The organism is Nocardioides sp. GXQ0305 (assembly GCF_050880345.1).
Classification (GTDB): domain Bacteria; phylum Actinomycetota; class Actinomycetes; order Propionibacteriales; family Nocardioidaceae; genus Nocardioides.
On the sequence record NZ_JBNYXG010000006.1, the window covers coordinates 198,369 to 223,133 of the forward strand.

The window sequence follows — 24,765 nt, forward strand, 5'->3', positions numbered from 1 at the left end:
GCGACCGGAGGGAGACCCGTGGCCCAGGCCGACTTCGACGTCCTTGTTCTCGGAGCGGGATCAGGCGGCTACGCATGTGCCCTCCGGGCGGCCCAGCTGGGCCTCAGCGTCGGACTCGTCGAGAAAGGCCCCCTCGGCGGCACCTGCCTCCACGTGGGCTGCATCCCGACCAAGGCCCTGCTCCACGCGGCCGAGGTCGCCGACGCTGCACGAGAGTCGGAGAAGTTCGGCGTGCAGGCCTCGCTCGACGGCATCGACATGACCGGGGTGAACGCCTACAAGGACGGCGTCGTCAGCCGGCTCTTCAAGGGCCTCACCGGGCTCATCAAGGGCCGCGGCATCACCGTCATCGAGGGCGCCGGACGGCTCACCGGACGGCGCGAGGTGACCGTCGACGGCACGACGTACTCCGGCCGCCACGTGGTCCTCGCGTCCGGCTCCTACTCCCGCTCCCTGCCCGGCCTCGAGGTCGACGGCGAGCGGGTCGTCACCTCCGACCACGCGCTGCGCCTCGACCGGATGCCCGGCTCGGTGGTCGTGCTGGGCGGCGGCGTGATCGGCTGCGAGTTCGCCAGCGTGTGGCGCAGCTTCGGGGCCGAGGTCACCATCGTCGAGGCCCTCCCCCGGCTGGTCCCCGCCGAGGACGAGGCGTGCTCCAAGGCCCTGGAGCGGGCCTTCCGCAAGCGCGGCATCGCGTTCCGCACCGGCACCCCGTTCCAGAGCGTCAAGACCACCGAGAACGGCGTCGCCGTCACCGTCGAGGGCGGTGACCTGATCGAGGCCGAGCTGCTGCTGGTGGCCGTGGGCCGCGGCCCGGTGACCGACGGCCTCGGCTACGACGAGCAGGGCGTCGCCATGGAGCGAGGGTTCGTGCTCACGGACGAGCGGTGCCGCACCAACCTCGACGGGGTCTACGCCGTCGGCGACATCGTCCCGGGGCTCCAGCTGGCGCACCGCGGCTTCCAGCAGGGCATCTTCGTGGCCGAGGACATCGCCGGCCTCGACCCCGCCGCCATCGACGAGACCGGCATCCCGCGGGTCACCTACTCCCACCCCGAGGTCGCCTCGGTCGGCCTCACCGAGGCCGAGGCCGCGGAGCGCCACGGCGCCGACGCGGTGGAGTCGCTCACCTACGACCTCGGCGGCAACGGCAAGAGCCAGATCCTCGCCACCCAGGGGTTCGTCAAGCTGGTCCGCGTCACCGACGGCCCGGTGGTGGGCGTGCACATGGTCGGCGACCGGGTCGGCGAGCTGGTCGGCGAGGCCCAGCTCATCTACGGGTGGGAGGCGCATCCCGACGACGTCGCCCCGCTCGTCCACGCCCACCCGACCCAGCACGAGGCCCTCGGCGAAGCGCACCTGGCGCTCGCCGGGAAGGCACTGCACGCCCACTCCTGACCCCCCACGACCGACCTACTGCTCCGACCGACGCGAAGGAAGACAGACACCATCATGGCCACCGAAGTCACCCTCCCGGCACTCGGGGAGTCCGTCACCGAAGGCACCGTCACCCGCTGGCTGAAGCAGGTCGGCGACAGTGTCTCGGTCGACGAGCCGCTGCTGGAGGTCTCCACCGACAAGGTCGACACCGAGATCCCCTCCCCCGTCGCCGGGACGCTGCTCGAGATCAAGGCGAGCGAGGACGACACGGTCGAGGTCGGCGCCGTCCTGGCGATGATCGGCGACGAGGGTGAGTCCTCCGGTGACTCCGGCGGCGAGTCCGCCGACTCCGGTGAGGCCGAGTCGTCGGGGGACGACGCGGGCGACGAAGACGAAGGGTCGCAGGAGCAGGAGCGGGAGCAGCCGGAGCAGGAGCAGCCGGCAGCCGAGGAGCCCCAGGAGGAGCCCGACGAGGAGGAGCCCCAGCAGGAGCAGCCGGCCGCCGAGCAGGGGTCCGACGACTCCGGCCAGTCCGGCGGGGGTGGCGGCGGTGGTGGTACGTCGGTCACGCTGCCGGCCCTCGGGGAGTCGGTCACCGAGGGCACCGTGACCCGGTGGCTGAAGCAGGTCGGTGACGAGGTGGCGGTCGACGAGCCGCTGCTGGAGGTCTCCACCGACAAGGTCGACACCGAGATCCCCTCTCCCGTGGCGGGCACGCTGCAGGAGATCAAGGTCCAGGAGGACGAGACCGTCGAGGTCGGTGCCGAGCTCGCGGTCATCGGGTCCGGCGAGGGAGCGCCTGCCGAGGCCGCGCCCGAGGCCCAGCCGGCCGACGAGGAGCAGGCCGAGAAGAAGGCCGAGCAGGAGGAGCAGGTCGCCGAGGAGACCGGAGACCTTCCGCCCGGTGACTCCACCCCCGAGTCGGAGAAGCCCGAGGCGGAGGAGCAGCCCGCACAGGAGGAGCCCGCGCAGGAGGAGCCCCAGCAGGAGCAGCCGACCGCCGCCGCTCCCAGCCACTCCGAGGAGCCGGCGAAGGACCGGTCGGAGCCGTCGACGTACGTGACGCCGCTGGTGCGCAAGATGGCCGCGCAGCAGGGCGTCGACCTCACCACCGTCACCGGCACCGGTGTGGGCGGCCGGATCCGGAAGCAGGACGTGCTCGACGCCGCCGCGAAGGCGAAGGAGGCGCCGGCGGAGCAGCCGGCCGCCGCCCAGCCGGAGCAGGCACCCGCCGCCGCCAGCCCGCTGCGTGGCCGGACCGAGCCGCTGTCGCGGCTGCGCAAGATCATCGCGAAGCGGATGGTCGAGTCCTTGCAGACCTCGGCGCAGCTGACCCAGGTCGTCGAGGTCGACGTCACGAACATCGCGCGGCTGCGCGACTCGGTGAAGGGCGAGTTCCAGGCCCGCGAGGGCGTGAAGCTGTCCTACCTGCCGTTCTTCGCGAAGGCGGCGATCGACGCGCTGAAGCAGCACCCCGCGGTGAACGCGACGATCGACACCGAGGCGGGCGAGGTCACCTACTACGACCGCGAGCACGTGGCGTTCGCCGTCGACACCGACAAGGGCCTGCTCACGCCCGTCGTCAAGGACGCCGGCGACCTCTCGGTGGCCGGGCTGGCGAAGAAGATCGCCGACGTCGCGGAGCGCACGCGCACCAACAAGATCGGTCCGGACGAGCTGTCCGGGGGCACCTTCACGATCACGAACCTCGGCAGCGTGGGCGCCCTCTGGGACACCCCGATCATCAACCAGCCGCAGGTGGCGATCCTCGGGCCGGGCTCGGTCGTGAAGCGTCCGGTCGTCATCGACGACCCGAACCTCGGCGAGACGATCGCGGTGCGCTACATGGTCTACCTGGCGCTCACCTACGACCACCGGCTGGTCGACGGCGCCGACGCGGGCCGGTTCCTCCGCGAGGTCAAGCAGCGCCTGGAGACCGGCACCTTCGAGGTCTGAGCCTGCGCCATGGACGTCGTGATCGCCGGCGCGACCGGCTTCCTGGGGACTCGTCTCGCCGCGCAGCTGAGGACGCGCGGCCACACGGTGACCGGCCTGACCCGTCGTCCGGACCCGGGGCCCGGCGAGGTGACCTGGGACCCGTACGCCGGTTCGCTCGACCAGGGGGTCGTCGAGGCCGCCGACGTGGTCGTCAACCTGGCCGGGTCGCGGCTGTTCGGCATCCCGCAGACGCAGAAGTGGCAGCGCGCGCTCCACGACAGCCGGGTCGTGACGACGCGGGTCCTGGCGGAGGCGATCGCCCGGGCCGAGCGGCCACCCGCCTTCCTCGCGAACAACGCCACCGCCTACTACGGCGACCACGGCGAGGAGGTGGTGACCGAGGCCAGCGAGAGCCGCGGTGACGCCTTCATGACCCGGGTGACCCGCGACTGGCAGGCGGCCGCCGACCCGGCCGTCGAGGCGGGGGCCCGCGTGTGCGTCCTGCGCACCGCGCCGGTGCTGGCGCGCGGCGGCGACACGATGAGGATCCTGACGCCGCTGTTCAGGCTCGGGCTCGGCACCCGGCTCGGCGACGGGGGGCAACGCTTCCCGGTGGTGTCGATGCGCGACTTCGTCGGCGCGGCCACCCTGCTCCTGGAGCACGACACGGCCAGCGGGCCGTTCAACGTGTGCTGCCCCGAGACCCCCACCAACGCGGAGTTCACCGAGGCGTTCGCCCGCACGGTTCACCGGCCGGCGTTCCTCGCGGTCCCCCGCCGGGTGCTGGCCGTCGGCGCCGGGCCGGCCGCACCGGAGCTGCTGCGCTCCATGGACCTCCGGCCCGCAGCGCTGCTGGACCTCGGCTACCGGTTCGAGGACCCCGACGCCGCCGCCGTGATGGCGTCGGCCCTGGCCTGACCGGTCACCTCGCCGACCCGCCACCGATCCCCGGTGCGGACGAGCACGACCCGGCGGCGGGACCAGCCGTCGACCGGGAGGGGCACCGCCTCGTCCCCGCCGCGGACCTCGGCCCCCACGAGCCGGTCGGTGACCAGCAGCACCATTCGCTCGTCGCTCGCCCGGCGTACGTCCGCCGCCGCGACCTGCATCCGGATCCCGGTGACCCGCAGACCCCGGTCGAGGTAGGAGGCCAGCATCGCGCGGTCGGCCGCACCCGCCCGCGAGCCGGGGAGGTAGAGCCGGCGCAGCGCCCGCAGGTCGCCCTCGCGCCACGCTGCCGCGCGGTCGTCGTCCCAGGCACGCAGCACCGCGAGCGGAGCCGTGCGATCGGCCGCGGGGGCCGCCGACCGGGGCGCCGGGTCGTCGTCCGGCCACAGCGCGGCGCCCACCAGGAGCAGCGCCGCGACCGCGACCCCGAGGGCCACGGGACGCCGGGAGGGAGCGGCTGCCGTCACCCCGCCAACGTAGGCCGATCCGGGCGCCGGCGTCGGCGGTCGTCCACAGGCCCGGGGGTACGCTGCACAGCGTGCCCCTCGACCACCGCATCGCCGGCCTCGGCGACCACGCCGTCGACTACCTGGCCGCCTGGGACCTGCAGCGCGAGGTCCACGAGGCCGTCGTGGCGGGCACCCGGGACGACACCGTGCTGCTGCTCGAGCACCCGCCGGTGTTCACCTGCGGCAAGCGCACCGAGCCCCACGAGCGACCGCTCGACCCGGGCGGGGCGCCGGTCATCGACGTCGACCGCGGCGGCAAGATCACGTTCCACGGACCCGGCCAGCTGGTCGGGTACCCCATCGTCCGGCTCCCTGACCACGTCAAGGTCGTCGACTACGTCCGCCGGGTCGAGGAGGCGCTGATCCGCGTCTGTGCCGACCTCGGCGTCACCACCGCCCGGGTCCCCGGGCGCAGCGGCGTCTGGCTGCGCGCCGACGACCGCGGTCCCGAGCGCAAGATCGCCGCCCTCGGCATCCGGGTCAGCCGGGGCGTGACGATGCACGGCTTCGCCCTCAACTGCGACGTCTCGCTGAGCTGGTACGACCGGTTCGTGCCCTGCGGCATCGCCGACGCGGGCGTGACCACGCTGAGCGCCGAGCTCGGCCGCGACGTCACCCCGGCCGAGGTGGTCCCGCTGGTCGAGGAGCACCTGTCGTCGTACCTGGCCTGGGAGCCGTACGACGCCACCCCCGACTACGACCCGCGCCCCGAGCCCGGGCGCATCCAGCTGGTCTCTCCGTAGCCTCGGCAGGCCCTCCGGTCGATTCGGGTGGGCTGGGTCACCCGCGTAAGGTGGCGGACGTGACCACCGCCCCCGCACCTGATGGCCGCAAGCTGCTCCGGCTCGAGGTCCGCAACGCGGAGACCCCCATCGAGCGCAAGCCCGAGTGGATCAAGACCCGGGCGAGGATGGGTCCGGAGTACCAGCACCTGCAGAACCTCGTGAAGTCCGAGGGACTCCACACCGTCTGTCAGGAAGCCGGCTGCCCCAACATCTTCGAGTGCTGGGAGGACCGGGAGGCGACGTTCCTCATCGGCGGTGACCAGTGCACCCGCCGGTGCGACTTCTGCCAGATCGACACCGGCAAGCCCCAGCCGCTCGACCGCGACGAGCCGCGCCGGGTCGCCGAGTCGGTGCGCACCATGGAGCTGCGCTACGCCACCATCACCGGCGTCGCCCGCGACGACCTCCCCGACGGCGGGGCGTGGCTGTACGCCGAGACGGTGCGTGCCATCCACGAGCTCAACCCCGACACCGGGGTCGAGAACCTGATCCCCGACTTCAACGGCAAGCCCGACCTGCTCGCCGAGGTCTTCGAGTCGCGGCCCGAGGTGCTCGCCCACAACGTCGAGACGGTGCCGCGGATCTTCAAGCGGATCCGGCCCGCGTTCCGCTACGACCGCTCGCTCGACGTGCTCACGGCCGCCCGCGACTTCGGCCTGGTGACCAAGTCGAACCTGATCCTCGGCATGGGCGAGACCCGTGAGGAGGTCTCCCGGGCGCTGCGCGACCTGCACGACGCCGGGTGCGAGCTGGTCACGATCACCCAGTACCTCCGGCCCTCCGTGCGCCACCACCCGGTGGAGCGGTGGGTCAAGCCCGAGGAGTTCGTCGAGCTCGCCGCCGAGGCCGAGGAGATCGGCTTCGCGGGCGTGATGTCGGGGCCGCTGGTGCGTTCGTCCTACCGGGCCGGTCGGCTGTACCGTCAGGCCATGGACGCCCGTACTGCGTCCCCCGCCTGAGAACCGCCTGACCCGGCGCCGCCCGCCGGACGACACAGAGAGCACCGATGTCCACGCCTGACCCCTCGGAGATGTCCCGCCGCCAGCAGATCGCGGCCACCTACCGGATGACCAAGCGGACCGACCCGAGGATCGGGGTGTGGCTGCTCGGCGCCTTCGTCCTGGGCGCGGCCCTGGGCTACGGGCTGTTCACCGTGCTGCCGGGGTCCGGGACGCTCAGCCTGATCATGTCGATCGTCGGCGCGCTGATGCTCGGCCTGCTGTTCACGGTCATCCTGTTCGGCCGCCGCGCCCAGAAGTCGGCGTACGACCAGATGGAGGGGACGACCGGTGCCGCCGCCCGCGCGCTGTCGTCGCTGCGGAAGGGCTGGAAGACCGACCAGCTCATCGCGTTCACCAAGCAGCAGGACATGGTCCACCGCGTGGTCGGGCCGCCCGGCATCGTGCTCGTCGGCGAGGGCAACCCCCACCGGCTGAAGACCCTGATGGCCTCCGAGGAACGCCGCCACCAGCGCGTGGTCGCCGAGGTCCCGATCCACCTGGTCGTGGTCGGCGACGACGAGGGCCAGGTCCCGCTGCGCAAGCTGGTCAAGCACGTCAACAAGCTCGGCAAGTCGCTCAAGGGTGCCGAGCTCACCGACGTCCGTGGGCGGCTGCGCGCCATCGACGCCAACCGCTCCAACATGCCGATCCCCAAGGGGCCGGTACCGACCAGCATGAAGGGCCTGCGCGGCCAGATGCGCGGTCGCTGACCCGATCAGACCTGGGGGCCCTCGACGATGTCGCTCTGCGCGGGTGCCTCCACCTCGACCGGCGCGCCCCAGTCGGTCGCGTCGATCACGGCCTTCACCGGGCCGAGCTCGAAGGAGACGCGGCGCATCAGGTCGTCCTCGGTGAGCCAGACGTCGTAGGTGAGCTGCTCGGGGCTACCGGGCGGCATCGGCTGACCCTGCGCCTCGGCGGCCTTCGCGGCGTCGACGGTGAACACGTAGTGGTGGGTGGTGTCGCCGTCGATCTCCTCCTCGCCGACGTACTCGACGTCCTGGAGGCCCTCGCGGAACGCGTCGAACGTGGTGTTCAGGTCGCCGCTCCTGGTGAGGCCGGCGAACTGCTGGGCCATCGGGTTCTGGGCGTCCTGCGGGTCGATCTCGATCCACTTGCCGGCCGGGGTCATCGGCGCGCCGGAGATGTAGAGCAGGCCGTCGACCTGCCTCATCTCGAGGCTCTGGCCCTGGAACTCGACGGTGAGCTCCATCTCGCCGTCCTCGAACTCCTCGGTCATCGCCATCTGGCCGGAGATCGACATCTCGACCTGACCGGACATCTGCATCCGCATCTGCGCGGAGGTCTGCTCACCGAGCGCCGCCTGCATGGCCGGGATGATCGACTCGGCGTCGTAGGGCTGGTCACCGCTCTGGGCCGGCTCCGACGACTCCGACGACTCCGACGACTCCGCCGAGGACCCCTCCGCGTCGGTGGCGGGTTCGTCCGCGCCGCACGCCGCCGTCAGCGCCAGGACCGGCAGCATCGCCGCCAGGGCCAGGCGGCGACGTACGACGCCGAGAGTGGTGTGGACGGACATGTCTCCCCCGTTTCCGGGTGCCGGGGTCGGGTGCGCGGCACTGGCCACCACCGTAACCCGCGGACCATGGGCACCGTGGTCAGTCGAGCCGAACCGTGCGTGACCCGACGGCCATGTCGTGCAGGCCGCGGCCGTCGGGACGGAAGACCAGCGGCGGGATGACCAGGCACACCAGGACGGCCCGGAGCAGGCAGCGCAGCAGGTCGAGCGGGCGCCCGCTCCCGTCGTCGCGCACCACCCGCAGCCGGGTCGCCAGCTTGCCGAACGATCCGCCGGCGAGGGCAGTGAGGATCGTCGACTCCAGGGCGAAGACGCCGAGGACGTAGAAGCCGGAGGCCCGGTCCTCCAGCCAGCCGGCCCATCCGATCGCGAACACCACCACCAGGGTGCTGGCCACCCAGTCGACGAGGAGTGCGAGCATGCGGCGCGGCCAGCTCGCGGTCTCGGTCACCGCGCCAGCCTAGAGGCCGGTCCGCGAGACCGCGGCGGCCACCCGTAACACGGCCGAAACAAACGGGATACGGTCGGGAAACCGGCCCTGCCTACCTTCGGGCCAGCCGATGCAGAGCCGCACCGGGATCTTGTTCCGCACAGAATTGGTGGCCGCTCCCCCGATCGGGACGGCCGAGGAGGACGAATGTTCGCAAACAGCGACGAGCTGCTGAAGTACGTGCAGGACGAGGGCGTCGAGATGATCGACGTCCGCTTCTGCGACCTGCCCGGGATCATGCAGCACTTCACCGTCCCGGTGTCGTCCTTCGACCAGTCCGTCTTCGACGACGGCCTGAACTTCGACGGCTCCTCGATCCGCGGCTTCCAGGCCATCAACGAGTCGGACATGTCGCTGTTCCCGGACCCGACGACGGCCTACGTCGACCCGTTCCGCCGGTCCAAGACGCTGAACGTGAACTTCTTCATCCACGACCCGATCACCGGCGAGGCCTACTCGCGCGACCCGCGCAACATCGCCCGCAAGGCGCTGGCCCACCTCGCCTCGACCGGCGTGGCCGACACCGCGTTCTTCGCTCCCGAGGCCGAATTCTACATCTTCGACAACGTCCGCTACTCGACCTCGGAGAACGAGGGCTTCTACCACATCGACTCCGCGGAGGGCTGGTGGAACTCCGGCAAGGAGGGCGACAACCGCGGCTACAAGACGCGGTTCAAGGGCGGTTACTTCCCGGTCGAGCCCTACGACCACTACAGCGACCTGCGTGCCGACATGGTCAAGAACCTCGAGCAGTGCGGGCTGCACGTCGAGCGGGCCCACCACGAGGTCGGCACCGCGGGCCAGGCGGAGATCAACTACAGGTTCGACACGCTGCTCAAGGCCGCCGACGACGTGATGAAGTTCAAGTACCTCATCAAGAACACCGCCTGGGAGGCGGGCAAGTCGGTCACCTTCATGCCGAAGCCGATCTTCGGTGACAACGGCTCGGGCATGCACGTCCACCAGTCGCTCTGGAAGGACGGCGACCCGCTGTTCTACGACGAGACCGGGTACGCCGGCCTGTCCGACACCGCGCGTCACTACATCGGCGGCATCCTCGAGCACGCCCCGTCGCTGCTGGCCTTCACCAACCCGACGGTGAACTCCTACCACCGGCTGGTGCCGGGCTTCGAGGCGCCGATCTCGCTGGTCTACTCCTCGCGCAACCGGTCGGCCTCGGTCCGGATCCCCATCACCGGCGCCAACCCGAAGGCGAAGCGGGTCGAGACGCGGTTCCCCGACCCGTCGGCCAACCCCTACCTGGCCTTCTCGGCGCTGATGCTGGCCGGCCTCGACGGGATCAAGAACAAGACCGAGCCGGCCGAGCCGATCGACAAGGACATCTACGAGCTCCCGCCGGACGAGATGGCCGAGATCGACCAGGTGCCGACCAGCCTCGGCGCCGTCCTCGACAACCTCGAGGCCGACCACGACTTCCTCACCGAGGGCAACGTGTTCACGCACGACCTGATCGAGACCTGGATCGACTTCAAGCGCACCTCCGAGATCGCCCCCGTGCAGCTGCGCCCGCACCCGCACGAGTTCGAGCTCTACTACGACATCTAGGACCTCCGTCGATCGAGGCCTCCGCCATGCCGCTGACCCGCAATGACGCGAGGGCCTCGTTCGTCATCGCCGCCGGGCGAGCGGAGGCGGACGTTCGCCTGCTCTCGCGTCACAGCACGAAGCGGTCATGAGGGTGTCGCAGGCGCTTCGCCAATCTGGGGGAGATTTCCCGACCGCACCGCTGCCTCACCGGCATCCGGAGTGAAGATGCCGGGACGCACGCGTTTCCGTGCGCTGGACGGGACTGCGTGACGGACCACTGTGGAGCCCGACGGGCGCCCTCGGACGAACGGACGCGCGCATGTGCGGAACGACGGCAGCCCCGACAGTGGCCGACGGTCGAGACCAAGGACGCCACCGCCTGAACCGACGAAGAGCAGGTCTCTACCTCGCCAGCGCAGCCGGAGCGGCGTTCGCCGCCCTCGCGCTCACCTCGAGCCCTGCCAGCGCCGGCGAGGCCGCCCCCGTCACTGTCACCCTCACCCAGCCTGACGGCGAGAAGATCGTCGCCCGACAGTGGGGCGATGAGTACTACAACGGACTGGAGACCAAGGCCGGCCACACCATCGTCCAGCGCGCCGATGGGTACTGGGTCTACGCTCATCAGCGGCCGAACGGCACCCTCACGAAGTCCACACGCATCGCGGGAGACGACGCCCCCGCCGTGGCGAAGCACCTCCGTGACCAGGCCGAGATCAATCGGGCCTTGGCCCAGCATGAGGGGACGCGCCCGACGCCGCCCGGGGGCCGGGAGCTGTCGGGGCAGACGCGGGTGCCCGCGCGGGCGATGGCGCCCGCAAGCGGGCCGGCGCCCGCTCCCGCTCTCGGCGACGCACCGACGTTGGTGATCCTGACCCAGTTCACCGACCGCGACTCCCTGGGCACCACCCCGGCCCAGTGGCACGACCGGTTCTTCGGACCCGACCGGAGCGTGCGCGACTACTACGACCAAGCCTCCCTCGGCCAGCTCAACTTCGTCCCGGCCAACGACTCCAGCGGCACCGCCGACGACGGCGTCGTCGGCTGGGTAGACCTGGACATGCCCAACCCCGGCTGGGAGCAATCTCAGTACAACGCCGACAACAAGGAAGCGGCGAAGCAGGCGATCATCGCCGCCGACCCTTACGTCGACTACGCCGCCTACGACACCAACAACAACGACGTGGTCGACAACACCGAGCTGCACATCGTGGTGGTGGCCGCCGGACTCGAAGCTGCCTACGGACGCGCCGATCCGACGAGGAACGTGTGGGCGCACAACGGCACCCTCTTCTACGACGACATCCCCGTGGTGGACGGCACCTACGTGGGCGGCTGGGGGTACTCCACGTTCGGCGAGATCCACCGCCGAGCCAGCGACCCCAGTCACGTCGACCATCAGGCGACCGTCGGGATCATCGTCCACGAGCTCGGCCACGACCTCGGTCTCCCCGACCTCTACGACTACGACTACGACTCCGAGGGAGTCGGTATGTGGAGCCTGATGGCTGCCGGCGAGTGGGCAGAGGTGCCAGGGGACCAGTTCTACGGTGAGACGCCGATCATGATGGACGCCTGGTCCCGGGCTTCACTGGGCTGGATCACCCCGACCAGGGTGACCGGAACCCAGACCCACACGTTGAATGCCGCAGCCGGGACCGCCACGACGGACCACGCGGTCACGCTCGGCCAGAACCCGTTCGGATACGACTGGGACTGGTCCGCTCCCGCTGCCGGCGAGTACTTCCTGATCGAGAACCGGCAGGCGACCCCCGGCACCTACGACGCAGGGTTGCCCGGCTCCGGCCTGATGGTCATGCACGTCGAGGAAGCCTCCGAGGACAACACCGTCGTCGGCGCCCGCATCGTCGACATCGAGGAAGCCGACGGGCTGAACCAGCTCGACGAGCTCGGAAACGAAGGCGACCCCGGCGACCTGTTCCCCGGCAGCGAGAACAACCGCAGCTTCGGTCCATCCACCTCACCGAACAGCGACTGGAACGACGGCAGCGCCAGCGGCGCGTCCATCACCGGCATCAGTGACCCCGGGCAGGCGATGACGGCCACGTTCACCGGCCCGGCCAACCAACCGCCCCGCAACGACGGGTTCGCCGACGCCATCACCGCCGAGCTCGGCGAGTTCGGGCACAAGGTCAACAACAACCTCGCCACCGTCGAGGGACCCGAAGCCAGCCAAGGAAACTGCGACCTGGGCAAGACCGTCTGGTACAAGGTCACCCCGCCGCGCGACATGGTGTTCGAGGCATTCACGACCGGCCCCCTGGACACGGTCCTCAACCTCTGGCAGGGCGAGGACCTCGCGTCGCTCACCGCTCGGGGCTGCAACGACGAGGCCGCGAACAACTCCGGGTACTCCTACCTCACGCCCCGCGTCATCGAAGGTGGCGAGACCTACTACGTCCAGGCCGGGGGCTGGTGGTCCGGCACCGCGCCGCCCGTCGGCGGCGACATGTGGCTGACCATCTACACCTACCCGCTCAACGACTTCTTCACTGACGCCGAGACGATCACCGGGACAAGTGGGAGCGTCGCCGGCAACAGTGCCTACTCGTGGACAGACGTCGATGACGGCGAACCGAAGCACGCGGGCCTGCGTTACACCGGGTCGGTCTGGTACGAGTGGACCGCCCCGTCCGCGGGCAGGTACGTCTTCGACACGCTGGGCAGCGCCGAGCCTGACACGGTGCTCGCGGTCTACACCGGCCCGAATGTCGGGTCGCTGACCGAGGTGGCGTCGAACAACGACGTCAGCAGCACCGACAAGCGCAGCCGGGTGAGCTTCACCGCGAACGCCGGCACCACCTACCGCATCGCGGTGGGTCACCAGCCGTACGACGCCGGCGAGCCCGGGTTCACCCTGCGATGGGGGTTCGCCCCCGCAGCGGCCACCACCCCGCCGTCGATCACGGGGACGCCCCGGTACGGCTCGATGCTGCGCGCGAACCCCGGCGTCTGGCCCGGCGTGACCGACTTTGACTACCAGTGGCGCCGCAACGGCGCTCCCATCCCGGGAGCGACCGGGACGACGTACACGCCGGCGCGGGCCGACGTCGGTCGCCGGCTCACGGTCAGGGTGACCGGCACCGGCCCCAGCCTGTCGCCGGGAGCGGCCACCAGCGCTGCGCGCGAAGTCGGAAAGGCGGTGCCCGCGTTCAGCGAGTCGGCCAAGAACGCGCAGAAGCGGAAGGCCGGCGTCAAGCGCGGCACGTCGATCGTGCTGAAGTTCGGGGTCGGCCCGTGGGCCGACGGCGGCAAGGTGACCGCAGTCCTGGCCGGCGAGAAGAAGGGCACTGCCACGGTCGCGTCCGGGAAGGTCGTGATCAGGGTGTCTGCGGCGAAGGTCGCGCCTGGCAAGAAGTCGCTGGTGATGAAGTTCGAGGGCACATCGATCGCTCGTTCGGTGTCCGACGCCTACTCGCTGCGCGTCCGTCGCTAGAACGTCCCTCCCCGTCGACTACGCAGACCACGTGGTCCGCGTGGTCGGCCGGGCAGGCAGGCTCACCTGCATGCGCCTCACGCACATCGGTGGGCCCACCGTGCTCATCGAGACGGAGGGTTGGCGGATCCTGACCGACCCGACCTTCGACCCCCCGGGGCGTCGGTACGGGTTCGGGTGGGGCACCTCCTCGACCAAGACGGCGGGGCCGGCTCTGCAGCCCCACGAGGTGGGCCCGATCGACGTCGTGCTGCTCAGCCACGACCACCACGCCGACAACCTGGACGCCCTCGGGCGAGAGGCGTTGACGGCTGCCGGAACCGTGGTGACCACCCGACCGGGAGCCCGGCGCCTGGGGCACCCGCACGTGCGCGGTCTCGAGCCGGGCGAGGCCACCACGATCACCCGACCGGGACGGCCCGACCTGACGCTGATCGCCACGCCGTGCCGCCACGGGCCACCGCTCAGCCGCCCGGTCGCCGGCACCGTGATCGGCTTCGCCCTGGGCGTCGGGAGCAGCACCACGACCCGGCTCTGGATGACCGGTGACACCGTCCTCCACGACGCCGTACGACGGACCGCGACGGGCCTGGACGTCGACGTCCTGCTGGTGCACCTCGGGTGCGTCCGGTTCCCGATCACCGGTCCCCTCCGCTACTCCATGAGCAGCCGGGACGCCCTCGAGCTGATCGCGCTCTCGAACCCTCGCGTGGCGGTGCCGGTGCACTACGAGGGCTGGTCCCACTTCAGCCAGCCGGAGGACGTGGCGCGCCGTACGCTCACCGGCGTGACGACCACGCAGGTCCACTGGCTCGACCGCGGGGTGGCCGCCGAGGTGCCGCCGCGCGAGCAGGCGCGCTAGGTTGCGAGAGGCCCGCCGGTGCGCGGGCGGGGAGGCAGCGATGGGGGTCATCAGCCGGGGCTTCGGCCGGTCACGCGAGCCGGAGGACAGCCGACTGCCTCCGGGGCAGTACCTGACCGAGGACTTCCCGGTGCTGTCGGCCGGGCCGACGCCGGTCGTCCGCCTGGACGAGTGGCGCCTCGACCTGATCGGGCCCGCGGGTGATCGGGCGTCGTGGACGTGGCCCGAGCTCAGGGCGCTCCCCCACGAGGAGCTCACCACCGACATCCACTGCGTCACGAAGTGGAGCCGGCTGGGGACGACCTGGCGAGGGGTCTCGCTGGACACCCTGCTGGCCGAGCTGGAGACCGAGGCCGACTTCGCGCTCGTGCACTCGTACGGCGGCTACACCACCAACCTTCCGCTGGAGGACCTGATGGACGGCCAGGCGTGGATCGTCGTCGAGCACGACGGCGAGGACCTCCCACCCGAGCACGGTGGCCCCGCACGGCTCCTCGTGCCGCACCTGTACCTGTGGAAGTCCGCCAAGTGGGTCAACCGGATCGAGCTGCACGACGAGGACCGCCTCGGCTTCTGGGAGAGCCTCGGCTACCACGAGTACGGCGACCCGTGGCGGGAGCAGAGGTACGTCGGTGACTGAGACCGGCACCGCGCCGCGGGCGGCTCGCCGCGCGACGGGCTGGCTGCCGGCACGACTGGTCGACGCGTGGTGGGAGACCCAGCGGGCCCGGACCCTCGTCCTGGACGTCCCGGGGTGGTCGGGCCACCTGGCGGGACAGCACGTCGACGTGAAGCTGACGGCCGAGGACGGCTACAGCGCACAGCGCAGTTACTCCGTCGCGTCGACGTCGCGGGCGGGGCGGCTGGAGCTGACCGTGCAGCGGGTTCTCCGCGGCGAGGTCTCCTCGTACCTGGTCGACGTGATGGAGCCGGGCGACGCCCTGGAGCTGCGGGGACCGGTGGGCGGCTGGTTCGTCTGGTCGCCTCCCGGCGACGGCCCGGTGCTCCTGGTCGCGGGCGGCTCGGGTGTCGTCCCGCTGATGTCGATGCTCCGTGCCCGTGGTGCCGCCCGCGACCGGACGCCGTTCCGGCTGGTCTACTCGGTCCGCAGCCCGGACCACGTCTTCTACGCCCACGAGCTGCACGAGCTCAGCAGCGCGGACCCCGCCCTCGACGTCCGGGTCGTGCACACCCGCTCGGCCCCTCCCCTGGACCCCCGCGGCTCGGGTCGGGTGACGGCGGCCGATCTCGAGGCTGCCCCGGAGGCGCGTGCGTTCGTGTGCGGCCCCACCGGGTTCGTCGAGGCCGTCGCGACGCTGCTCGTCGGGCTCGGACACGACCCGTCCACGATCCGCACCGAGCGGTTCGGACCCACAGGAGGCGCTGATGAGTGACCGCGAGACCGATGCCCTGGACGGCAACGCGGCCGCCGGTGCCTTCGGCGCCGTCTTCGCCGCCGACGTCACCACGGCCGTGGTGGTCTGTGCCGGGTGTGGCCACCGGGACGTCTTCGCCCGCCTCGCCGTCTACGCGCGAGGCCCGGGTGTCGTCGTGCGCTGCCACGGCTGCGACACGGTGCTCGCGCGGGTGGTCGAGACCCCCGACAGCACCTGGGTCGAGCTCACCGGTTCGGCGTCCTGGCGACTGCCCTCCTGAGCCCAGGTCCACTGGGCAGCGGCGCGGCTCAGTCAGCGTCAGGGGTGACGATGGCGAAGTTCTTGTCACCCGGCCGCAGGACGCCGAGCAGGCGACCGATCGTCGACTCGTCGCCAGTGACCTCGATGCCCGTCTGGGCCAGGTTGCCGCTCGCCAGCGCCGGCAGGGCTCGACGGGTCGTCGTCACGGTCGTGTCGGCACTGCCGCGCTGGGGGCGCGGACTGTAGGTCAGCACCCCATTGGCGAGGCGGACCCGGTAGCGCTCGTCGGTGTCGGTGAGCACGACGTCGATGCTGAGCTCCTCGTCCCACGCAGCCGGCCCGTCGACCTGGATCGCCAGGGCATCGAACAGCATGTCTGGCGTCAGCTGGGCGATCACGTCGGGTGCGTTCGTCTCGGTCGGAGTGCCGAACTGGCCGTCGCGCAGCTCGGTCGCGCCGGAGAGGTAGAAGTCACGCCACGTGCCGTTCTCCGAGCCGTACCCGAGCTGCTCGTAGGTGTCGGCCAGGAGTTCGCGGGCGCCGCCGTGGTCCGGTTGGGCGAAGACAGCGTGGTTGGCGGTCTCGGCGGCCCATCGGTAGTCGCCGGCGTCGAAGGCCCGCCGGGCAGCGTCCACGAGGGCGTCGATGCCGCCGGCCAGCTCGACGTACCGCCTCGCCCTCTCGACCGGGGTGTGCTCCCAGAGGTGGGCAGGGTTGCCGTCGAACCACCCCAGGTAGCGCTGGTAGATCGCCTTCACGTTGTGACTGACCGAGCCGTAGTAGCCACGCGTGGACCAGGCCCTCTCGAGCGCCGGTGGGAGCTCGATGGTCTCGGCGATCTCCGGGCCGGTGAGACCCTCGTTGAGCATGCGCAGGGTCTGGTCGTGCAGGTAGGCGTAGAGGTCGCGCTGGAGACCCAGGAACTCCACGACCCGCTCGTTGCCCCAGGTGGGCCAGTGGTGCGAGGCGAAGGCGACCTCGACGTCTGCTCCGAACAGGTCGATGGTCTCGGTGAGGTACTTGCTCCATCCGTGCGGGTCCCGGACGACAGCCCCACGCAGGGTCAACAGGTTGTGCAGGTTGTGGGTCGCGTCCTCGGCGGTGCACAACGCCCTGAAGTCCGGCAGGTAGAGAAGGAGCTCGGAGGGCGCCTCGGTGTCAGGGGCCATCTGGAAGACCATGCGTACGCCGTCGATCGTCACCTCGTGGCCGGTCTCACTCACGACGTCGGTGGGTTCCATCAGGGAGACGGTGCCGGTCGAGATGGTCTGGCCCAGACCGGCACCGACGCCGCCGTGCGGGCCACGGGCCAGCGCCGCGCCGTACATGTAGGCCGCGCGCCGGTTCATCGCGGTGCCGGCGTACACGTTCTCGGCGACGGCGTGCTCGGTGAACCCCTCGGGAGCGAAGATCTTCACCGCACCGGCGTCCACCTGTTCCTGGGTCACGAAGCCCCTGATGCCACCGAAGTGGTCGGCGTGCGAGTGGGTGACGACGACAGCCTTGACCGGACGATCGCCGCGGTGCTTGCGGTAGAGCGCGAGCGCGGCGGCCCCGGTCTCGACCGAGAGCAGGGTGTCGATGACGACGATGCCCTCGTCGCCCTCGATGATCGAGGTGTTGGACAGGTCCATGCCGCGGACCTGGTAGATGCCCTCGACGACCTCGAAGAGACCGTCGATGGCGCAGAGCTGCGACTGCCGCCACAGACTGGGGTTGACGGTGTCGGGGCACTCGCCCTCGAGGAAGTCGTAGGTGGAGTTGTCCCAGAGCACCGTCCCGTCGTCGGCGAGGACCGGCTCCTCGATGGGGACGACGAGCCCGCGCCGGGCGTCGTCGAAGTCCTGGGTGTCGGAGAACGGCAACCGTTCGCGCAGGGCGTGCTGCTGGTCGACGATGGAATGACTGGCCGCGAGAGACGTCATGCTCGCAGTCTTCCTCCTGAGCACGGCTGTCGATCACCCATTTCGGGCGACGAGCGGCAGCAGCGGCGCTCGCGAGGGTGGTGGCGCCCCTGCTGGGCGACCCGGCTATCGGGAGGAACGGTCCGCGTGAATGAGGCCATCGGACAGTCGCTGCCCATCGCGGTGGGCGTGATGGTCAGCCCGCTGCCGATCGTGGCCGTGGTGCTGATGCTGGTGAGCGGCAGCGCGCGGGCGAACGCCGTCGCGTTCGTCCTCACCTGGTTCGTCGCCGTCGGCGGGGTGGCCCTGGTCGTCGCGCTCGCGGCCGGCACGGCCGACGACGACGGCGCACCTGCGTCGTGGACCGGATGGGTCAAGATCGTGCTGGGCGCCCTGCTCCTGCTGCTCGCCGTCCGGCGGTGGCAGGGCCGGCCCCGGGACGGCGCGCAGGCTCCGACGCCGACGTGGATGGCGGCCGTCGACACCTTCACGCCCGTGAAGGCGGTCGGGCTGGCCGCACTGCTCGGCGCGGTCAACCCCAAGAACCTGTTGCTGGCGGTGTCCGGCGGGGCCGCGATCGCCACGGCCGCGCCGGGGGACGTCAGGGCCGCGGTCGGGGCCTCGGTCGTGTTCGCGGTCGTGGCCAGCCTGGGCGTCGCCGCCCCGGTCGTCGTCTACCTGGCCACCGGCGACCGCGCCACCGGGATCCTGGACGACCTCAAGGGCTGGATGGTCGCGCACAATGCCGCGATCATGGCGGTGCTGCTGCTGGTCATCGGCACCAAGCTGGTCGGCGACGGGCTCACGGTCGTGTGACGGGTTGCCGGTCGGTTCAGGGGCCGGCGGCGTCGTCGCCGGTGCGCGGCTCGATTCCGGCCGCCGCATGGACCGTCGGGAACGTCCGACCGCGGAAGCGGTCCGCGATCCCGGAGCGCTCGAGCTGGTCGCGGGCACGGGTGTGGACGCGGGCCAGCCGCAGCTCGATCGACGCTGCTGCGAGCTCGCCGTCGAGCTCCTCGAGGGCCGTGGCCCCGCTGGTGTCGAGGTCGGAGAACATCTCCCCGTCCAGGACCAGGACACGGACGGGGGGACGACTCCGGACGAGCGAGCGGACGGCGCGCTTCAGTCGCGCGGCGTTGGCGTAGATCAGGGGGGCCTCCAGGCGCACCACGGCGACGTCGCCCGGGGACGGCGCAACACCCGTGAGGTCGTCGAGCCGGCCGTAGGTGCCGTCGGCCTCCGGGCGCAGCTCGACGACGTCGGGGAAGCTGGCCCTCCGGACGACGAACGCCAGGGAGAGCAGCACGCCGACGATCATCGCGGGCAGCGTCTCCCACACCAGCACCAGGACGAAGGTTGCCGACGCAGCCGCGAAGTCGAGCCGGTTCACCCGCCACATTCCGACGAGGAGCCGCGGATCCGCCGATCTCAGCACCGCCACGATCACCACGGCCGCAAGGACCGGCTCGGGCAGCCGCTCGAACACCGGGCCGAGGAAGAGCAGGGTGGCGAGGACGAGGACGCCCGCCGTGAGGTTGGCCACCTGGGTGCGGGCCCCGGCGGCCGAGGAGGCGGCGGACTTCGAGAGGCTGCCCGACACCGCGAGGCCACCGAGTGCGCCCGAGGCGATGTTCGCCATGCCGCTGCTGTAGAGCTCCTGGTCGGCATCGACCTCCTCGTCACGCTCCGCCGCGACGCTGGACGCGGCCGCGTAGCCCTCCGAGAACCCGACCAGCAGCAGCGCGGCGCCCCCGGCGAACAGCTCCAGCCAGGTGGTGATCGGAAGGTCCGGGATCCCGACGTCGGGGAGTCCGCGCGGGATCTCCCCGACGATCTCGACCCCCCGGTCCTGGAGGTCGAGGAGCACGACCAGGAGCACCCCCGCGGCGACCACGACCAGCGCCGCGGGCACCCGCGGCAGCCAGCGCTCGAGGAGCAGGATCGTGGCGACCGAACCCAGTCCGACCACCGCCGTCGGGACGGACCACTCGCCGAGGTGGCGCACCACGTCGACCAGCTTGCCGAGGGCGGACTCGGCGTCGACCTTCACGCCGAACAGGCCGTCGAGCTGGCCGATGATGATCGAGATCGAGAGTCCGGCCACGAAGGCGTGGAGGACCGGCCCGGAGATGAAGTTCACGACCCACCCGAACCGCAGCACACCCGCGACGACCAGCAGCAGGCCCGACATCAGGGCCAGCGCCGCCGACAGCACCACCGGGTCCGCGCCTCCGACGTCCCCCACGATCGAGGCCGAGAGCGCTGCCACCGCGGACGCCGGTCCGACGACGAGGATGGAGGTTCCCCCGGTCACCACGTAGGCGAGCACGGCGCCGAGGGCCGCGTACAACCCCACCTCGGGAGGTACGCCGGCGACGCCGGCGTACCCCATGGACTCGGGGATCAGCAGCGCGGCCAGCGCGACTCCGGCGGTCAGGTCGGGGCCCAGGTCCGAGGTCCGGTAGCGACGGATCCAGACGGTGATCGGGAGGAACGTCGCCAGCGACCTCGGTGGCGTCCGCACGAGCCCGCCCTCGTCCGCCACGCCACCCTCCCGCACGCTCGAGGCTCGAATCTCCTCGATGCTAGTCGTCGCGGCAGTCCGGGGTGGAGTGCACGACCGCCGGAGAGGGTCCGATCGGGCGACCCCCGAGGACCAACGTCACCCGGCGGCGATGACGTCCGGCCGTGGCGGCCGGGGCTCCGGGCCGAGCACGCTGGAGCCGTGCTGGCCGAGGACGCACGGAAGTCGCCCGACTCCCGCCCCGAGCCCGTCGAGCTGGCCACCCTGGTGGAGCGGTGGCGCGCAGACGGGGTGATCACGGCCGACCAGGCCGAGGCGATGCTGCGGGCCGACCACCGACTCCTCGTCCGCGTCCGGTCGGAAGCGCCCTCGACGGCCCTCGCGATCGAGGCGCTGGGCTACCTCGGCGGGGTCATCGTCGTGGTGGCCGCCCTCCTGCTCTCGGGCCTGTACTGGGCCGACCTCCCCACGGGGACACGGCTCGCGATCGCGGGCACCGGGGCCGTCGCGCTGCTCGTCGGAGGCTCCCTGGTTCCCCAGCGTCTCGGCGGAGCCGCGTCCCGGCTCCGGTCGGTGCTGTGGGTCGGCGCCACCGGGGCGGCGGCCGGGTTCCTGGTGGTCCTCGGCGACGAGACCCTGTCGCTGCGCGAGGAGGGAGTGGCGCTCCTCGCGAGCAGCGGTGCCGCGGCGCTGGCGATCGTCCTGTGGTGGGTCCACCCCCACCTGCTGCAGCAGATCGCGATGATGGTCGCCCTGGCGCTGACCGCGGTGGCCCTGATCAGCGAGGCGAGCAACGTCGAGGCGCTCCCGGGGCTCGGCATCTGGGGCGTGGGCGCGTGCTGGGCCCTGCTCGGGTGGCGCGGCGCGCTGCGGCCGCCGCGGGTCGCGATGGCCCTGGGCGCAGCAGCCCTGGTGATCGGCGCGGCGACCACGATGGCGTACGACCTCGGCGTCGGCTTCGCCCTCGCGAGCGCCGTGCTCGTCGTGCTGGTCTCGGTGCTGCTGAGCGACCTGGTCCTGCTCGCGGTCGGCGCGGTGGCCGTCCTCCTCGTCCTGCCGGAGGCCGTCGACCGCTGGTTCCCGGGAGCACTCGCCGCGCCGCTCGCGCTGCTCGTCATCGGCCTCCTCCTGGTGGTGACGGCCGTCTGGACGTCGCGACGCCGGAGGGACCGGACGACACGTCGGGCCGGGTCAGGAGCCCCGGGAGGCGATGTCGGGACCACCACCCCGGCCGGGTGAGGTGCTCCACACGTAGTCCGGAAGCACGCCGCCCGAGCGCTCCAGGAGGTCGTCCAGGATCTGCTGCCGGACCCGCACGATGAGCAGCAGCTCCGACGATGTGGCGGCCAGGGCCAGCTGGCGGCCGGACTCCTTCCACTGAAGCCGCAGCGCCTCACCCGGCGGGGCCGACGCCGCCGCCACGATCCGCCCGGGGAGGGCGCGACCGCGCAGCCTTCGCGCGGCGCGAGAGGTGACGAAGGGAGACAGCGCGCCCAGCGCGACGACCACGCCGAGCGCCGGGAGTCCGCCGATCAGGTGCCCCAGCCCCAGGCTCAGCCCCGTCGCGACAGCCAGGGCGGCCCCGGCGAGGACGGGACGCCCGACCCGTCCCGTCAGCTCAGGCCCCAGGGCCAGACCCAAGGCGCCCCCGAAGACCGCCAGCAGAACGCCGAGCAGCAGCGCTGAGCCCCAGGCCATGGCCCCCAGGCTGCCGACGACCGCGGTGCCCGCTGTCCCGGCGACGGCGACGAGCCAGAGCGTCCGGTGGCTACTCATGGCGACGCTCCCCCGAAGCTCCGTCAGAGAGGGACGACGGCCACGGGCACCGTCGCGCGTTCGAGGATGCGCGAGGCCGAGGTGGTCCCGTGGTGGCGCTGGTGGCGCGGGTTGCCGATCACGGTGAGGTATCGGTCACGGCTCTGGTCGAGCACGACGTCGTGGGTGCGTCCACGCTGGACGACGGGCAGGCAGGTCACGTCCGGGTACTTCTCGCGCACTCCCGCGAGGAGCTCGCTGAGCTGGCGGCGGGCGTTGTCCACGATGATGCCGGACCCGTCCTCGGGTACGGCGTGCACCACCGTGAGCTGCTGCCCGAGGACCGAGGCCTCGTGCACCGCGAACTCCACGACCGCCAACGCCGTCGCGTCGTCGACGTCGACGGCCGCCAGGATGCCGTGGCTGAGCTCGCCCGGGTCGTGCTGCGGCCTGATGACCACCACCGGGCACTGAGCCTCACGGACGACGGCCACACTGACGGAGCCGAGCACCTTGCTGCCGACCGGCCCCCGTCCGTGAGACCCGACGACGACCATCTCGGCGTCCTGCGACAGCGCCCTCAGCATGGCGCGCGACTGCCCGGGTGCCGCGACGACGTGGACCTCGGTGCCCGGGCCGTGCTCGTCCAGCACCACCTGCGCCTCGGCCCGGATGCCCTCGGCGACGGCTCGGCACTCGTCCTCAGCGGGCCACACCTCGACGTCGCCGGCGACGTGGGCGGCGAGACCCTTGGCGACCGTGATCGGCCGGCGCTCGCCGCGGGCGTGCCTCACGGCCCAGACCAGCGCCGCAGGGGACGACCCGTCCCAACCCACCAAGATGGTGCCTGCAGGCACGCTGTCCGGGTCCGTCCACAGGTGCGTCATCGTCTGTTCCCTCATCGCCTGCTCCTTCCGTCCTGTGGTCAGCCTCGCGGTGGCGACGCGGGTCGGGTCAGGGCCGGAGGGCGGTGACGGAGGGACCATGGTCCCGCTCACGGGCCGCGGACGGGCCGGCGCCCGGGGAGGCGCGCCCCGTGCGTAACGGGCCCCCGGGCGCCGGTTCGACGTCAGCGGGTCGCCAGGGCGCCACGCCGGCGCAGCTGCGACCCGGGAGGAGCCGCGGCTTCGGGTGGCACGACCCGCACGGGGCACTCGGCCGCCTGCAGCACCGCCCGGCCGGTGCCACCCAGGTGGCGCAGCGCCGGGATGTCCCGCGGACGCCGCACGATGACCAGCAGGTCCGCGTCGCGCGAGGCCGCCACCAGTGCATGGACGGCGTGACCGTGCACCACCTCCACGTCGACCGGGAGGTCGGGGTGGATCTCCCGCCACGGCCGCAGCAGGCGCTCCATCTCCTCGCGCGACCGCTCGGTCCACTCCTGCTCTCGGGTGCGGCTGGCGATGACGTCGTCGTACTCGCTCGAGAGCCGCCAGGCGTGCAGGGCGCGCAGCCGGGCTCCGTGGGTGACGGCGAGGTCGAAGGCGTCACCCAGGAGCTTCTCGGCGTGGTGGTGCGACCGGATCCCGACCAGCACGGTCCGGATCGCGCCGTCGTGCCACGACCCCGGCACGGACACGGTGGGCACCGCGGACCGCGACGCGACGGAGACGGCCGTGGTCCCCGTGACCAGCCGCTCGAGGACCGAACGGTCGGTACGACCGACGACCAGCAGCGACGCGTCGGCCGCGGCTCGAGTCAGCTCGAGGGTACGTGAGCCCTGCCGGAGCGACGACTCGATCGCCAGGTCCGGCGCGAGGGCGCGAGCCGTCGCGGTCGCCTCCCGGAGGATCCGGTCGCCGACCTCCGTGAGCTCGGCCGGGGTGAACGGCATCGAGGTCGAGATCGGCAGGTACCCCGGCACCACGTGCACGAGGCGAGTGGCGGCCCCCAGACGGCGTGCCTCGGCCGTGCCGTAGCGCATCGCGGGGAGGCTCCCGGGTTCTCCGTCGACACCGATCACGACAGGTGCCGGGCTGGAAGGGTTCACCATGGTGCGCCTCCTCGGCGACGGGGCAGCTTCCCCTCATCGTCGAAGGGCCCGCGACGGCCCGGCAGGGCCCATCGACAGGGGCGTCCGGGCCTTCCGGCCCGGTCGCTCCCGCCTCCGGACGTCGACACTGGATCGTGACGAGGTTCCTCGCGTGCGCAACGCGAGCAGGAGGGAGCAGGCCATGACACAGGCGACCGCGGACACGTGGCGGGTGGACATCTTCGTGGGCGAGGTCGACGGCCGGTCCACGGCGACCGCCACCCTGCACGCGCATGCCCGGACCGACCTCAGCGCGCAGGGCACCGCGCGGCTCAGTCCGCGGGACCACGACGTCCCCGAGATCGGCTACGAGCTCGCCACCGCGCGCGCCCTCTCCGCCCTCGCCCATGAGCTCCTCATGGCCGCAGCGGACGACATCAGCGGTGTCACCCACGAGACCGTGCTTCCCGAGGACCTGGTCGAGGGCCCCTGACGGGGATGTGCGACCCACCGGCGGA

The 24,765-nt window shown here is 71.8% G+C and carries 23 protein-coding genes; 15 read left to right on the plus strand and 8 right to left on the minus strand.

The window, feature by feature from the left end:
- Window positions 1-18 precede the first annotated feature (18 nt).
- Genes lpdA through ACQ1X7_RS16220 form a run of 3 tightly spaced genes read left to right on the plus strand, consistent with a single transcriptional unit; the run spans window position 19 to window position 4,236 of the window.
- Window positions 19-1,398: a dihydrolipoyl dehydrogenase gene (gene lpdA, locus ACQ1X7_RS16210; RefSeq protein WP_432479259.1), complete on the plus strand. Its 1,380-nt coding sequence runs from the start codon at window positions 19-21 to the stop codon at window positions 1,396-1,398.
- Window positions 1,399-1,452: 54 nt separating this feature from the next.
- Window positions 1,453-3,336: a 2-oxoglutarate dehydrogenase, E2 component, dihydrolipoamide succinyltransferase gene (gene sucB, locus ACQ1X7_RS16215; RefSeq protein ID WP_432479260.1), complete on the plus strand. Its 1,884-nt coding sequence runs from the start codon at window positions 1,453-1,455 to the stop codon at window positions 3,334-3,336.
- A 9-nt stretch (window positions 3,337-3,345) separates the two neighbouring features.
- Window positions 3,346-4,236, plus strand: a complete 891-nt coding sequence (locus ACQ1X7_RS16220; protein ID WP_432479261.1) for a TIGR01777 family oxidoreductase — start codon at window positions 3,346-3,348, stop codon at window positions 4,234-4,236.
- Here ACQ1X7_RS16220 and ACQ1X7_RS16225 read toward each other — a convergent pair.
- Entirely contained in the window at window positions 4,182-4,733 is a 552-nt protein-coding gene (locus ACQ1X7_RS16225) for a hypothetical protein (RefSeq protein ID WP_432479262.1), read from the minus strand. The genes ACQ1X7_RS16220 and ACQ1X7_RS16225 overlap by 55 nt on opposite strands.
- A 71-nt stretch (window positions 4,734-4,804) precedes the next feature.
- Here ACQ1X7_RS16225 and lipB point away from each other — a divergent pair, with 71 nt between their 5' ends.
- Genes lipB through ACQ1X7_RS16240 form a run of 3 tightly spaced genes read left to right on the plus strand, consistent with a single transcriptional unit; the run spans window position 4,805 to window position 7,271 of the window.
- Window positions 4,805-5,518 carry a lipoyl(octanoyl) transferase LipB gene (gene lipB, locus ACQ1X7_RS16230; RefSeq protein WP_432479263.1) on the plus strand — a complete coding sequence of 238 codons (714 nt, stop codon included), beginning with the start codon at window positions 4,805-4,807 and terminating at the stop codon, window positions 5,516-5,518.
- A 59-nt stretch (window positions 5,519-5,577) separates the two neighbouring features.
- The gene (lipA, locus tag ACQ1X7_RS16235; protein WP_432479264.1) at window positions 5,578-6,519 is read left to right on the plus strand and encodes a lipoyl synthase; all 942 of its coding nucleotides are present in this window, start codon (window positions 5,578-5,580) and stop codon (window positions 6,517-6,519) included.
- A 47-nt stretch (window positions 6,520-6,566) separates the two neighbouring features.
- On the plus strand, window positions 6,567-7,271 hold the full coding sequence (locus ACQ1X7_RS16240; protein WP_432479265.1) for a DUF4191 domain-containing protein: 705 nt from the start codon (window positions 6,567-6,569) through the stop codon (window positions 7,269-7,271).
- Between the two features lie 5 nt (window positions 7,272-7,276).
- Here ACQ1X7_RS16240 and ACQ1X7_RS16245 read toward each other — a convergent pair whose 3' ends face one another.
- Together ACQ1X7_RS16245 and ACQ1X7_RS16250 are read right to left on the minus strand one after the other, a co-directional pair.
- Window positions 7,277-8,101, minus strand: a complete 825-nt coding sequence (locus ACQ1X7_RS16245; protein WP_432479266.1) for an LppX_LprAFG lipoprotein — start codon at window positions 8,099-8,101, stop codon at window positions 7,277-7,279.
- Window positions 8,102-8,180: 79 nt separating this feature from the next.
- Window positions 8,181-8,552, minus strand: coding sequence for an RDD family protein (locus tag ACQ1X7_RS16250; protein WP_432479267.1), 372 nt, complete (start codon window positions 8,550-8,552; stop codon window positions 8,181-8,183).
- A 186-nt stretch (window positions 8,553-8,738) separates the two neighbouring features.
- Between ACQ1X7_RS16250 and glnA the strand changes: the two genes are divergently transcribed.
- From glnA to ACQ1X7_RS16280, 6 genes are all read left to right on the plus strand, one after another.
- On the plus strand, window positions 8,739-10,157 hold the full coding sequence (glnA, locus tag ACQ1X7_RS16255) for a type I glutamate--ammonia ligase (RefSeq protein WP_432479268.1): 1,419 nt from the start codon (window positions 8,739-8,741) through the stop codon (window positions 10,155-10,157).
- A 328-nt stretch (window positions 10,158-10,485) separates the two neighbouring features.
- The gene (locus tag ACQ1X7_RS16260; protein ID WP_432479269.1) at window positions 10,486-13,593 is read left to right on the plus strand and encodes a M6 family metalloprotease domain-containing protein; all 3,108 of its coding nucleotides are present in this window, start codon (window positions 10,486-10,488) and stop codon (window positions 13,591-13,593) included.
- 70 nt (window positions 13,594-13,663) lie between these two features.
- Window positions 13,664-14,455, plus strand: a complete 792-nt coding sequence (locus tag ACQ1X7_RS16265; RefSeq protein WP_432479270.1) for an MBL fold metallo-hydrolase — start codon at window positions 13,664-13,666, stop codon at window positions 14,453-14,455.
- Window positions 14,456-14,495: 40 nt separating this feature from the next.
- Window positions 14,496-15,095, plus strand: coding sequence for a sulfite oxidase-like oxidoreductase (locus ACQ1X7_RS16270; RefSeq protein WP_432479271.1), 600 nt, complete (start codon window positions 14,496-14,498; stop codon window positions 15,093-15,095).
- Window positions 15,088-15,849, plus strand: a complete 762-nt coding sequence (locus ACQ1X7_RS16275; RefSeq protein WP_432479272.1) for a ferredoxin reductase — start codon at window positions 15,088-15,090, stop codon at window positions 15,847-15,849. The genes ACQ1X7_RS16270 and ACQ1X7_RS16275 overlap by 8 nt, the downstream gene beginning before the upstream one ends.
- Complete coding sequence (locus tag ACQ1X7_RS16280) at window positions 15,842-16,111, plus strand: DUF6510 family protein (RefSeq protein ID WP_432479273.1); 270 nt, start codon at window positions 15,842-15,844, stop codon at window positions 16,109-16,111. Before ACQ1X7_RS16275 ends, ACQ1X7_RS16280 begins: the two co-directional genes overlap by 8 nt.
- A 28-nt stretch (window positions 16,112-16,139) precedes the next feature.
- Here ACQ1X7_RS16280 and ACQ1X7_RS16285 read toward each other — a convergent pair whose 3' ends face one another.
- Entirely contained in the window at window positions 16,140-18,017 is a 1,878-nt protein-coding gene (locus ACQ1X7_RS16285) for an alkyl/aryl-sulfatase (protein ID WP_432479274.1), read from the minus strand.
- Between the two features lie 126 nt (window positions 18,018-18,143).
- Here ACQ1X7_RS16285 and ACQ1X7_RS16290 point away from each other — a divergent pair, with 126 nt between their 5' ends.
- Window positions 18,144-18,812 (plus strand): GAP family protein, encoded by a 669-nt coding sequence (locus ACQ1X7_RS16290; protein WP_432479275.1) that lies wholly within the window; start codon window positions 18,144-18,146, stop codon window positions 18,810-18,812.
- 16 nt (window positions 18,813-18,828) lie between these two features.
- Here the strand turns inward: ACQ1X7_RS16290 and ACQ1X7_RS16295 are convergent, their stop codons facing one another.
- Window positions 18,829-20,541 carry a SulP family inorganic anion transporter gene (locus ACQ1X7_RS16295; RefSeq protein WP_432479276.1) on the minus strand — a complete coding sequence of 571 codons (1,713 nt, stop codon included), beginning with the start codon at window positions 20,539-20,541 and terminating at the stop codon, window positions 18,829-18,831.
- A gap of 180 nt (window positions 20,542-20,721) precedes the next feature.
- Here ACQ1X7_RS16295 and ACQ1X7_RS16300 point away from each other — a divergent pair, with 180 nt between their 5' ends.
- The gene (locus tag ACQ1X7_RS16300; RefSeq protein WP_432479277.1) at window positions 20,722-21,759 is read left to right on the plus strand and encodes a hypothetical protein; all 1,038 of its coding nucleotides are present in this window, start codon (window positions 20,722-20,724) and stop codon (window positions 21,757-21,759) included.
- Here ACQ1X7_RS16300 and ACQ1X7_RS16305 read toward each other — a convergent pair.
- The 3 genes from ACQ1X7_RS16305 to ACQ1X7_RS16315 form a co-directional block, all read right to left on the minus strand.
- Window positions 21,712-22,296 carry a hypothetical protein gene (locus ACQ1X7_RS16305; RefSeq protein WP_432479278.1) on the minus strand — a complete coding sequence of 195 codons (585 nt, stop codon included), beginning with the start codon at window positions 22,294-22,296 and terminating at the stop codon, window positions 21,712-21,714. The genes ACQ1X7_RS16300 and ACQ1X7_RS16305 overlap by 48 nt on opposite strands.
- 23 nt (window positions 22,297-22,319) lie before the next feature.
- Complete coding sequence (locus ACQ1X7_RS16310) at window positions 22,320-23,177, minus strand: universal stress protein (protein ID WP_432479279.1); 858 nt, start codon at window positions 23,175-23,177, stop codon at window positions 22,320-22,322.
- Between the two features lie 167 nt (window positions 23,178-23,344).
- Window positions 23,345-24,268: a universal stress protein gene (locus tag ACQ1X7_RS16315; RefSeq protein ID WP_432479280.1), complete on the minus strand. Its 924-nt coding sequence runs from the start codon at window positions 24,266-24,268 to the stop codon at window positions 23,345-23,347.
- Window positions 24,269-24,449: 181 nt separating this feature from the next.
- Between ACQ1X7_RS16315 and ACQ1X7_RS16320 the strand changes: the two genes are divergently transcribed.
- Window positions 24,450-24,740 carry a DUF1876 domain-containing protein gene (locus tag ACQ1X7_RS16320; protein WP_432479281.1) on the plus strand — a complete coding sequence of 97 codons (291 nt, stop codon included), beginning with the start codon at window positions 24,450-24,452 and terminating at the stop codon, window positions 24,738-24,740.
- Window positions 24,741-24,765 lie beyond the last annotated feature (25 nt).